Genomic DNA, 11083 nt, shown 5'->3' with positions numbered 1-11083 from the left:
CCCGAAGCCGTTGCGGCTGTCAGAATTGAATCTCGATCAGCTCGGGAGGCTCCTTGTTGAAATCGGAATATCGAATCCACCGCGGCGTTGCTTTGAACATCACTGCTCCTCTCTCGATGAACTCCCTTTCGGCCGGAACGCTGTTGAGATGGGCTTCCTGGTATTGTTCGATATCTGCGGCACGAACACTTGTTGCCTCACCCTCGTATTGAACCGTGATGTTGTCGTTCCATCCGACAACGAATGCGACGCCGGGACGCTCCGCGAGATTGTTGAACTTCCGTGTGTCTTTGAAAGTGTCGAACACGATCTCAAGATTGTCCCGCACCGAGAAGTCGACCGTAGCCGCCTCCGGCGTTCCGTTGCGGTGGCATGTCGCAATGACCGCCAAGGTGTGCTTCCTCAGGAATTCAAGGATCATGCGTTTCGTATGATCTTCGTCCATTGCCTCATCCCTCAGTGAGTTTTCTCGACTTTTGTGCAGTCCCATTCGACAGCCCGCCGGCCTCGGCGGCGTTTGGCCGCCAGCGCCGCGAGCTTGCGAGATATGCGTTCACCACCCGACCCAGCCATCGATGCGTCCGTTCTAATCTCGTGCCTTCCAGGACGATTAACACATTGCTCACCCTCGTTCGATGGTCATCGGCCAGCAGGGTCCTGCGCCGAACATCATGAAGACGGTCAAGGTTCTAAAGAACGCAAGATCGCCGACAGGACCGCTCTTGGCGCTTTCCTGCCTAATGAAAGCTCCTCGATGATTGGTGGGCTCGTTTTCGAAGCCTCTTTCCTGCTACAAATTCAGCGGGTCCTTGCCATCCCTGGGAAGATCGGGTCGAACCGAGAGGTGCAATTCCTCACCCGCAACGAGATCAAAGCGATCCTCGCGGCTCCTGATCTGCGAACTTGGGTTGGGCGGCGGGACTATGTCCTGATGCTGACGGCTGTACCGACAAGATGCGCCTTTCCGAACTCGTCGGGCTTGATCGAAGCGCCGTCACTATTGGAATGGGCGCACACATTCGGGAAAGGTCGCAAGGAGCGGACCACGCCGATCACCAAGATGCTCAATGCAAAACTCAAAGCGTGGTTGGACGAACCGCCCATGCGGAACTCGAATGCTCTTTTTCCGACCATTCACGGTGAGCGGATGAGCCCCGATGCGGTGCAGTACCTTCTGGCAAAATACGTCTTGGCGGCGTCCAAGGGCTGTCCGTCTTTACGATCAAAGCGGATATCACTTCATGTCCTTCGCCACAGCGCCGCAATGGAACTGCTGGATGCAGGCGTGGACAGCACGGTGATCTCGTTGTGGCTCGGCCAAAGGAGGCCGCTCTTGCCAAGATCGATCCGTACAATGATCTCTCGCATGGGCGCTTCCGGGCTGGCGACGAACTCTTGGCTTTCCTCGATAAACTCTGATCCTTAGGAATCATCGATCGCTAAAGCCGCGATATCATTCTGTCCGGAGACCCGTTTCCGGGGTGGATCGCCGAAGGTCGTGGCTGATCTTCAGGAACGCCACGACGCCGACGCCCATTGACGCGGCGAATGAACAGGGAATCTCTATCGGCTAGCTGTGCCGCCATACGTTAATTGCAGATATCAGCAAAATCACCGCTAGCGCTGGCAGAAGTACGGAATTCGGGACAAGGCCAAGAAGCAGCCCGCCGACAAAGGTCCCGATTATCGAGCCTGCTGCCATAATCAGCAGAAACGCTTTGTTACCGCCAAGGACCGAGAAGCTCTGATCGCGGCTGTACCGTGTGAAGCCGACAAGCATGGTGGGCAGACTGACTGCAAGAGAGAGGCTGCCAGCCAGTTTGATATCCGCACCGAACAACAACACCAGCGTCGGGATCAGCAGCTCGCCGCCTGCCACGCCAAGCAAGGCTGCGACAATACCGATGATGAAGCCCGCGATCACGCCACCAATAAGCTGAGCTACTCCAGTCACCAACGGCTGCCCGGCGGTCGCATCATGACCGAGAACCAGCACCACAGCGATGATGATCAGCATGGCTGCTATGACTTTGTAGAGCGTCTCCGACCTCAAACGTGTCGCCCATCCTGCGCCGAACCAGGCTCCGATCAGGCTTCCGGCAAGGAGGTTGGCGATAATCGCCCAGTGATCTGCAATTGTTCCAAAGGAGATAGTTCCAGCACGGAACGGCAGCGCTGTCGCCACGACGACGAGGCTCATGGCCTTGTTCAGGATGACGGCTTCCAGCGCCGCAAAGTTGAACAGGCTGATGAGGATCGGGAGACGGAATTCCGCGCCCCCCAGCCCAATCAGACCTCCAAGAGTGCCTATGATTGCCCCCGCGACAAACGCTGCGGGCTGATTTCGAGTAGTCGATGGATTGGCGGCGTCACTCATGACCGGTATGTATGCACAATAAATACGGGCTGGATAGAAGACGAACCTGATGAATGTAGCAAATTGCAGATGGTGTGTTGCCAACGGAGAAATGCTTTCGGAAGCAAAGCGCTACCGCGCGGAATTCCAGTCTGATGGTTTCACCATTGGCTGGAATGTCGGCTCAGCCGGTGGCCAGCATGTTTTTCATGCCCATCTGCACGTTATCTGCAGATATGAGGGCGAGCCGAACGCCGGGCGTGGATTGCGAAACCTTGCCCGCCAATAGCGAACGTTTTCAAAGCCAATTTCGACGAGTCAATCTCTCGCCGATTGATCGTAGGGCGGGGCGAAGTAGACAGCAGATCGAATGCGGATTTATGCCGAGCTTATAATCCCGGATTAGCGGAAATCTCGGGCTTTAGGGAAGTCGCTCGGCATAGTATCGGGCTCGGGATAAATTTCTGACCTTCACATTGACGCCCTCAAGGTAAAGAGCAGGAATTTTCATTGAGCTTCAGCCAGAATGCGGTCGCCCCAGGATCAGAGCACGGATACCTTCTCGGCCTTGGACTTTCCGGTCTTGCGGTCCTGACCGACTTCAAAGCTGACCTTGTCACCCTCCTTCAGCGAACCGCCACGCTGCAAAGCAGACACGTGAACGAACATGTCCGTTCCGCCATTGTCAGGCGTGATGAAGCCGAATCCCTTGTCGTCGTTGAAAAATTTGACTGTACCGGTAGGCATGAAACTTCCTCTTAGCTTCCATTCCAAGACTCGCGTGCGGAACCTATATCGCCAACCGCTTTCGATCAACACGCGAGCGATTCCCTATCATTGGGCTACGAAAACTCGGTTAGACTTCATCCATATTACAGGGCCGCGGTTCGTATCCTTTCAAGAGCTTAGATATGAAGGAAGTTGTCACTGTGGTGCAGTGTCATTTGAAGTTGAAGCGGACCTTCCAGACAGTGCGATCAGTTGCAATTGCTCTCATTGCCGGAGAAAAGGCTTCCTTTTGTCCTTCTTTCCCGCGTTGAGTTTCCAGCTGAAAGCGGACGAGAGCGCATTGGAAACCTACACCTTCAATACGCACAAGCTCGCTCACAGGTTCTGCAAAACCTGGGGGTGCAGCCCTTTGCAGAGGGGATTGGCCCCGACGGATCGGAGACGCGGGCTGTGAACCTCCGGTGTGTGGCAGCATGCGATCTCGGCGCTTTGCGTGTGCAGGAATTCAATGGCGCCGATCGGTGAACTGTCGACGTGCGGGCGGCGTCGCCCGAGTGACCTCGGCGGCTGCGGGCTGTGTCAATTGACTCAGTTCGATCGTTAGGAGGGGGAGGCGCTCACAGACAGGGATACGGAGCTTCTTCGCCTTGTCGGGGAGATTGCCCTGAATGCCGGTGCCCGGGAAGTGCATCACACCGATAGGCAGGATGTCCAGCATCTGATCGTTACGCTTGAACGGCGCGGCCTTGGCGTGTTTGGGCCAATCGAGCGAAATGACACCAACGACGCGTTCACAGTCTCCCCTAGGCCGCGCCAAGGTAATGAACCTAACAAACAAATGGCTTTCTTTTAGGGTGGGACGCAGCATCGCCGCGCCCCACCGATGAGTAAAGCTCACCAGGGTAGAACTCGCTCTCCAGACGTCGAAACGGTCTCATATTCTGCTCCCATCAAGAGCCCCGGTAGTTGGCCGGACGGGGTAGAGATGTCAACGTCGCTGCGAGGCAAGCCGGACGGTTGCGCCAGCGGCAGGTTGAGCCATTGCTTTCGCCGTCGAGCGAAGAATCGCGGACTGGTTTGAGACGGCGTCTTCGAGCCTGAACTGGCCAACGAGCTCGCGAAGTTTCTGGGCTTCCTGAGCGAGAGAGGTGGAAGCGGCCGTCGATTGTTCTACCATGGCCGCATTCTGTTGCGTTGTCTGATCCATTTGATTGACTGCAATGTTGACTTCGCTCAGGCCGACCGACTGCTCTTTGGCAGAGGTTGCGATCGCATCCATGTGCTGATTGATCTGCGTGATGAAGCTGCCGATGGTCGTGAGAGCTTGGCCGGTGTCGCGCACGAGCTTGACGCCGTTTTCCACCTCTTTCGAGGAGTTCAGGATCAAGCCCTTGATTTCCTTGGCAGCGCTTGCCGAGCGCTGGGCAAGTTCGCGCACTTCCTGGGCTACGACGGCAAAACCCTTGCCTGCTTCGCCGGCTCTCGCCGCTTCCACGCCCGCATTGAGCGCGAGAAGATTGGTCTGGAATGCGATTTCATCGATGACGCTGATGATGTTGGAAATCTGTCGCGACGAGGTCTCGATGCGTTCCATTGCCTCTTCGGCGTGGGAAACGACTTCCGCAGACATCGCAGCGCTTCGGTTCGCCTCCGTGGCCACCTTACGGGTCTCTTCGGTGCGCTTGCTCGAATTCGCCACGTTCGCGGTAATCTCTTCCAGTGCTGCGGCCGTCTCTTCAAGCGAGGCGGCCTGCTGTTCCGTACGCTTTGAAAGATCGCCTGCCCCGGAAGAGATTTCGCGAGTGCCATCATCGATGGTGGTGATGCTGCTGGAAATCGACTTCAACGCTCCACCAAGTTGGGTGACAGATTGGTTGAAGTCGTGGCGCAGGGCCTCGAAATCGGGAGCGAACGCCTCATCGAGCTGAAAGGCAAGATCGCCTGCAGCAAGCCGCCTCAAGCCGGCAGCGAGACCCAATGTGGCGACGCGTAAACGCTCGGCGGCATCGGATTCTGCTTGTTGCTGGGCGGCGATGCGATCAGCCTCCGCTTGCTTCCGGTTTTCCTCCGCTTCCACCTCCATTCGCTTGTTTGCTATAGCGGCCTGGCGAAAGATCTCCACCGCGCTCGCCATGGAACCGATTTCGTCTGCACGACCGGCGAACGGAATGTTGGAACCGGTGTCGCCCTCGGCCAGTCGCCTCATCGAGGCTGTGATCTGGGTCACGGGATTGGCGACGCCTGTCAGCACAAAGGCAATCGCGCCCACGACGAGCAGGCCTGCGAGACCAATCGCGGCAAAGAGGTAGAACTTCACCGACGCGTAGGTCGTCTTGCTCGCGTCGGCAGCCTGTTTGCTGCCGATAACATTCAATTCAACCAGGGACGCCGTCAGTTCTTTCAGCTTATCCGAGTAGGTCCGCATCTCTCCGCCGAGATATTGCCCGGCTTCACCTATCTTGTTTGCGCGGGATAGGGCGAGAAGCTGCGGCCTGCCGGCGATGTAACTCTCGAAGTTTGCTCTTATTCCGGCGATCAACTGGCGCTCGCCGTCCGATGACGCCAATGGAAGATAAGCATCTATCGAGTTGCGAACCGTATCCTCCGCGACGGTGATGGCCTCTTCGCGCGATTTCTTGTCAGCTTCCGTCTGTGCGATGACGTGATCGCGGTAAGCGAGGCGCAGGTTTGCCATGTTGAGATTGATCACCCGGGAAGCCTGTACGCTCGGCAACCATTTCGTCGCGATTTCTTCGGTGGACCCGTTCGTCTTGCTTAGACCATCGATCGCAAGATATGCGACAATGCCGAAAAGCAGCGCTATGCTGCCAAATATCAGGAGCAGGCTGGATTTTATACTCGGACGATGCATTGAAGGCCCCCCAATTTCCGACGCACAGCCGGATCGCCAACAAGTATGTATCCAAACGAATTAATAAATCACGCAAACGTAATGCAACGTTTACCGGGACAGGTGGGGTCGCTGCATCCCGTGGCTTCTCACGGCACACGAAGCGCGAGATAAATGGCGCCGTCGCCAGTGTGCTGCTGCGGATCTGAGCCGCAGTTCGGAGAATGTGGCGTGTTAGGTGCGCTAACTGCTTTGACCGGGTCTGCGTTGGCGGCCCAGCCGGCCAAGATGGTCGAGACGAAAATGGGCAAGGTCCTGGCCACCGAAAAAGGCGTGGTGCTCTACACCTTCGACAAAGATACAAAGGGCCAATCCAACTGCGATCGCGATTGCCTGAAGAAGTGGCCGGCGTTCCACGCTGGAGCCAAGGCCAAGGCGGAAGGCGAATGGTCTTTGGTTAAAGCTGCGGATGGCAAAGAAATGTGGGCCTATGAGGGTAAGCCGCTTTACACCTTTGTCGAGGATAAGAAAGCCGGCGAAGCCAACGGCGATGGCGTTGGAGGAGTGTGGCACGTGGCCAAATAGGTCACCGGCGACGGTTCGAATGGGCGGTCGTCGGATCGCCCTGAACTCAAGGCCAACTTCTGGAATGGCCTATCTGTCTCTGTGTGCCTTCGCCGACAAACCCGGCCTGCCCGTTCGATAACCGCTGGCGAGGGACAACGTCGTCAGGGCCCTGCATATCGATACCCTGACAGTCGAAGCCACGAATTTCCACTAGATGGTCCGTCGCCTCGCTCTGCAAACGCGAGCCGCGGCTCGGCGGATGTCACTAAAACGCGTGACGCCCAATTTAGCTCATGGATCGAGCGTCCTTCTTACAGCTTATGCGGTGTAACGCATTGTTTTGGATCACGAAGGGGAATATTCCTCGCGGTGGGCACCGGTTTCCTCGATCGCCGCCAAGCTGGGCTGCACGACGCAAACGCTCAGTGAATGGGTAAGGAGTTGGAAATGCACATGGTTCCCGGCCTGGACTTCCAAGCGGCGGAGCCACCGCGTTGACAACGCGAGCGCCATAATTTGATTGGTGTCGTTGCCCACCCCTCGTTGGCCTGGCGGATCTGCGATTCCTCCGGCCGAGCGTCCGGGCATTCATCATACAATTCCTAGAATCATCACCCAGTTTTATAATCATTCTTAATTGGAACATGCTTCACTTGTCCCAAGGACGAGGGATAGCATTCATGTCGACAATATTTCGAATTCTGACCGCAGCACTGATCTGGCTGCCGACAGCCGTCTTTGCTGCTGCCGACGAGTGGCGGGTCGTCAAGGCGACGGATCAGGTGAAGTATACCGTCGACAGGACGAATTGGCTGGACTTGCGCGCCGGCGAGGTGGTCCCCAACCGGGCATGGGTTTCGACTGGTCCGCGGGGGCGAGTTCAGCTTTCCAGAGGGGTGGAGAGCGTCACCTTCCAGCCAAACACGGTTGCCGCCATCACCACCAACGAATCCGCTGTCATGAAGACGCAGATCTACCAGCAGGTCGGTGCGCTGGACCTTGAAATCGAGAAGCGAAGCCAGCCGCATACAACAGTACAGACGCCCTATCTCGCGGCGGTAGTCAAGGGAACGATCTTTCACGTGACCGTCGGTAAGGCGAAAGCTTCCGTCTCCGTCGATCGCGGCCTAGTCCAGGTCACCTCCTTCGCCAGCGGCCAGCGGTCGAATGTGGCGCCGGGTCAGAGCGCGACTGTCGACAAGAAGGCCGGCATGACGGTGGCGGGCCGGCTATCAAAGCCCGAAATCACCTCGGTCGCGCCGTCGGTCGCCCAGATTCCCGCCGTCGGCACCACGAAACTCGCCGGCGCCACCCCCGACGCCACGAGCAGTTCTTCGGCAACGAGCGGAAACACCAGTTCCAGCGCCAGCGACGTTGACGACAGCGGCAATGGCAATGGCAGCAGCAATTCCAGTAGCAGCAGTGGCAACGGCCACTCCGGTGGCAACGGAAACGGCAACAGCGGCGGCAATGGCAATTCCGGAGGAAACGGCAGCAACGGCAATTCCGGTGACAGCGGTAACAATGGGAATGGCAGCGGCAATTCCGGCGGCAATGGCAATGGAAACAGCGGCAAGGGCGACAACAACGGCGGTGGCAATGGTAACGGCAACTCCGGCGGAAACGGTAAAGGCAAGGACAAGTGAGAGATAGGAAGGCGGCTGGGGACTATCTCTCCAAGGGCATCGGCACGATCACGGTTCGGCTTCTGCTGATCGCCGCAATGCTGGCGCTGCCGGTGGCGGGATCCAGCGTCGGCATCATCCAGGGCATCAACAACAGCCTTTTTGCCAAGCGCTTCCAATGGGCGCCTCGCACCGCCACCGGCAACGTCGTCTTCGTTGCGATCGACAAGCACTCCCTCGACGCCGTTGGGACATGGCCCTGGCCGCGGAGCATCTACGCGAAACTGCTCGACAAGCTGGTCGCCTCAGGCGTTAAGGACGTCTTCCTCGACGTCGATTTCAGCGCATTCTCCAGCACTGAGGAGGACGAGCTTCTTGCAGCGGCGCTGGCGAGATCCGGAGGAGGGGTTCTTTTGCCGGTGTTCCGGCAGCAGGAGATGGCGTCATCGTCTGAGACCGCGGTGACGAGACCAATCCCGCAGCTCCTTCAGAATGCCTGGCCTGCATTCGCCAATGTCGCGATGGATGCAGACGGGATCGTCCGCCGTTTCGATCTGGGAAGCCAGCTCGATGGCAACCCCATCCAATCCGCCGCAGCAGCCCTTGGCAGGATCGACGGCAGTTCCGGTTCTCTGCTGATCGACTACTCGATACGACCCGACACCGTTCCGACATTCTCCTTGTCGGACGTGCTGAACGGGACCGTCCCGGCCGAGGCAATCAGAGACCGCTCGGTCGTGGTGGGAGCATCGGCAGCCGAGCTGAAAGACATTTTCGCCGTTCCCGTCTACGGCGCAATCGCCGGCCCGCTCATTCACGTGCTCGCGTCGGAGACGTTGCTCCAGAACCGTTCCCTCAGAATGGTCGATGAGATTCCGCTGGAACTCTTGTTTGCTGCCTTGCTGATCGTCGGCGTCGTCTGCAGCCGTTCAACCAGCCTAGTCACGATGATGGCGGTCGCACTGACCATCGTTGCCGTCGGCGAGATCGGCGCATTCCTGCTGCAGTGGCGGTACGCGATCCTGGTCGGAACGGCGGTGCCGTGGTTGACGCTGCTGCTTGCGTGGATGCTCGCTCTGAACGAACGAGTCGATCTCGGGCGCATGCTTGTCGCCATCGCCAATACCGAGGCTCGAAACACCCGACGGCTGATGAGAAGGATCATCGCCGACAGTTCGGACGGTGTCGTTGCATTCGACAGCAATCTAAGGATCGTCGAGGCGAGCGAATCCGCAAAGGCGGTGCTGCGAGCCGAGATCGGCGCCTCGCTTCTCGGCAGCACGGGGACCGCGGTTATCGACATCGTGCGCAGGCTGGTCTCGGAGCACGAGGCCGAACCGGGCAAGGTGCACACTGCCCTTGTCGATTTCGCCGCGCAGGCTGGGTATTACGAGGCCTCCGTCACGATTTCGCCAATTGAACAGCCGGATGCGCATCTAGCCACGGCGCGATCGCGATTTGCCGGTTGCCTCATCATACGGGACATCACCGCCCGATATGATTATGAAGAGCGGTTGAAGACGCTCTCCGAGCGGGACGAGCTCACCGGGCTGCTCAATCGTCGGGAGTTCGCGTATCGACTAGCAAGCCTTGAGGGTGGGAGCTGCGTCTCGGTGCTGAATATCGAACGTTTCTCCTACCTTTGCGCCACGCTTGGATGCGACGTCGGCGACGAGGTCCTGAAAGCCGTGGCAGTGCGGCTTGGGAATGCATTCGCCGGTGATTTGCTGGCAAGGTTGGACCGCGACCATTTTGGCATCGCCACCGCCGCGACAGATGCGCTTCCCATCGAAGATTTTGCCGATGGTCTTTTGGCTCTGTTCGAGGAGCCTGTACAACTCACCGGCGCGGCCTTGCCGATCTCGGTCTACCTCGGAATATCTCGCTCAGGCGACACGGCGGCCCCTAGCGCCCTGCTGAACGCCGCCGAATCCGCTCTGGATGCCGCAAAGGCCGCGCCAGGCAGGCGGTGGTCTTCTTTCGATCCGTCTGTCGCCGTTCGCCAGGCCCGGTCGCGCCGGCTGGAGCGGGACATGCGCGACGCTCTCCGGGACCGGCAGTTCTTCCTGCTGTTCCAGCCGCAGATTGAGTTGGCGAGCGGGCGCCTTTTAGGTGCGGAAGCCCTGATCCGATGGAACCATCCCGAGTTCGGTTTGATATCGCCGGCCGAATTCATCCCGATCGCCGAATCCTCCGGCTTGATCTGCGAGATCGGCCGCTGGACGCTGTTCGAAGCTTGTACCGAGGCGGCCGCGTGGCCTGGTGACCTCGGTGTTGCCGTCAACGTCTCGGCGCTTCAGTTCGAGCGATCCGACATCGAGGCCGATGTAAGGCAAGCCTTGTCCGGCAGCGGACTTCCCTCTTCCCGCCTGTGCCTCGAACTGACGGAATCCGCGTTCCTCGATCAAGGGGGGGGCGCTATCGCAAAGATGCGAGCGCTTCGCGAAACCGGAGTGGTCATTGCCTTGGACGACTTCGGGACCGGCTACTCATCGATGAGCTACCTTGCCGATCTTCCTCTCGACAAGCTCAAGATCGACCAGTCTTTTGTCCGGCGCATGGACGGAAATCCGACCGTATTGGAAATCGTCCGAGCGATCATTTCGCTGGCGCACGGCTTGAACCTGCAGGTTGTTGGCGAAGGAGTCGAAAATGAACTGGAGGCCGACGTGCTACATCGGCTCGGATGCGAGACAGGGCAGGGCTATCTCTTCGGGAGGCCAGACCAGTCGACCCGGATGCTTTCCGAGTGGAAAGTCCCGAAACCTCTGGCCGCCGATGCTTGACGATTCGGATCTACACTGAAGTGGCGCCTACCCTCGCGAGAGTGCGTCAAGGCAAAATGCAGGTTGCAATCTCGAAGCATGTTACATGTGGCTTCGAGTTGAACCGTCAATCGTCGCAAGAGCGAAGCGTGGTTCGCACGTTGGAAGGGGATTGATTCCTCAGTGTGAA

General features: G+C 58.3%; 10 protein-coding genes. 5 read left to right on the top strand and 5 right to left on the bottom strand.

Translation table 11 applies throughout. The features are described 5' to 3' along the window. Positions 1-19: 19 nt before the first annotated feature. A complete protein-coding gene (locus tag HJB83_RS31995) occupies positions 20-445 on the bottom strand; it encodes a pyridoxamine 5'-phosphate oxidase family protein (protein ID WP_207586155.1) in 426 nt (141 codons plus the stop codon). A 309-nt stretch (positions 446-754) separates the two neighbouring features. On the opposite strand from HJB83_RS31995, the gene HJB83_RS31990 reads away from it, so the two are divergent. Beyond that, positions 755-1426, top strand: a complete 672-nt coding sequence (locus HJB83_RS31990) for a tyrosine-type recombinase/integrase (protein WP_259671466.1) — start codon at positions 755-757, stop codon at positions 1424-1426. Positions 1427-1570: 144 nt separating this feature from the next. Here the strand turns inward: HJB83_RS31990 and HJB83_RS31985 are convergent, their stop codons facing one another. Further along, entirely contained in the window at positions 1571-2377 is an 807-nt protein-coding gene (locus HJB83_RS31985) for a sulfite exporter TauE/SafE family protein (protein WP_207586118.1), read from the bottom strand. A 49-nt stretch (positions 2378-2426) separates the two neighbouring features. On the opposite strand from HJB83_RS31985, the gene HJB83_RS31980 reads away from it, so the two are divergent. Continuing rightward, complete coding sequence (locus tag HJB83_RS31980; protein ID WP_221159798.1) at positions 2427-2645, top strand: HIT family protein; 219 nt, start codon at positions 2427-2429, stop codon at positions 2643-2645. Positions 2646-2899: 254 nt separating this feature from the next. On the opposite strand, the gene HJB83_RS31975 is transcribed toward HJB83_RS31980, so the two are convergent. From HJB83_RS31975 to HJB83_RS31965, 3 genes are all read right to left on the bottom strand, one after another. Beyond that, a complete protein-coding gene (locus HJB83_RS31975) occupies positions 2900-3103 on the bottom strand; it encodes a cold-shock protein (RefSeq protein WP_207586120.1) in 204 nt (67 codons plus the stop codon). Positions 3104-3590: 487 nt separating this feature from the next. Continuing rightward, positions 3591-3953, bottom strand: coding sequence for a hypothetical protein (locus tag HJB83_RS31970; protein ID WP_221159807.1), 363 nt, complete (start codon positions 3951-3953; stop codon positions 3591-3593). Positions 3954-4073: 120 nt separating this feature from the next. Next, positions 4074-5957: a HAMP domain-containing methyl-accepting chemotaxis protein gene (locus HJB83_RS31965; protein WP_221159797.1), complete on the bottom strand. Its 1884-nt coding sequence runs from the start codon at positions 5955-5957 to the stop codon at positions 4074-4076. A gap of 210 nt (positions 5958-6167) precedes the next feature. Between HJB83_RS31965 and HJB83_RS31960 the strand changes: the two genes are divergently transcribed. The 3 genes from HJB83_RS31960 (at position 6168) to HJB83_RS31950 (ending at position 10914) form a co-directional block, all read left to right on the top strand. After that, positions 6168-6521 carry a hypothetical protein gene (locus HJB83_RS31960; RefSeq protein ID WP_311043808.1) on the top strand — a complete coding sequence of 118 codons (354 nt, stop codon included), beginning with the start codon at positions 6168-6170 and terminating at the stop codon, positions 6519-6521. Between the two features lie 662 nt (positions 6522-7183). Further along, positions 7184-8149 (top strand): FecR domain-containing protein, encoded by a 966-nt coding sequence (locus HJB83_RS31955; protein WP_221159796.1) that lies wholly within the window; start codon positions 7184-7186, stop codon positions 8147-8149. Further along, the gene (locus HJB83_RS31950) at positions 8146-10914 is read left to right on the top strand and encodes an EAL domain-containing protein (protein WP_221159795.1); all 2769 of its coding nucleotides are present in this window, start codon (positions 8146-8148) and stop codon (positions 10912-10914) included. Before HJB83_RS31955 ends, HJB83_RS31950 begins: the two co-directional genes overlap by 4 nt. Positions 10915-11083: the final 169 nt, after the last annotated feature.

The organism is Rhizobium sp. NZLR11, assembly GCF_019685115.1.
Classification (GTDB): domain Bacteria; phylum Pseudomonadota; class Alphaproteobacteria; order Rhizobiales; family Rhizobiaceae; genus Rhizobium.
The sequence above is the reverse complement of the archived record's forward strand: the minus strand, read 5'-3'. Positions and strand labels throughout refer to the sequence as shown.

Bases quoted from the DNA above. Each gene is read 5' to 3' on its own strand.
- HJB83_RS31985 (WP_207586118.1), bottom strand. From the start codon at position 2,377: ATGAGTGACGCCGCCAATCCATCGACTACTCGAAATCAGCCCGCAGCG.
- HJB83_RS31955 (WP_221159796.1), top strand. From the start codon at position 7,184: ATGTCGACAATATTTCGAATTCTGACCGCAGCACTGATCTGGCTGCCG.
- HJB83_RS31975 (WP_207586120.1), bottom strand. From the start codon at position 3,103: ATGCCTACCGGTACAGTCAAATTTTTCAACGACGACAAGGGATTCGGC.
- HJB83_RS31990 (WP_259671466.1), top strand. From the start codon at position 755: ATGATTGGTGGGCTCGTTTTCGAAGCCTCTTTCCTGCTACAAATTCAG.
- HJB83_RS31965 (WP_221159797.1), bottom strand. From the start codon at position 5,957: ATGCATCGTCCGAGTATAAAATCCAGCCTGCTCCTGATATTTGGCAGC.
- HJB83_RS31980 (WP_221159798.1), top strand. From the start codon at position 2,427: ATGAATGTAGCAAATTGCAGATGGTGTGTTGCCAACGGAGAAATGCTT.
- HJB83_RS31995 (WP_207586155.1), bottom strand. From the start codon at position 445: ATGGACGAAGATCATACGAAACGCATGATCCTTGAATTCCTGAGGAAG.
- HJB83_RS31970 (WP_221159807.1), bottom strand. From the start codon at position 3,953: ATGCTGCGTCCCACCCTAAAAGAAAGCCATTTGTTTGTTAGGTTCATT.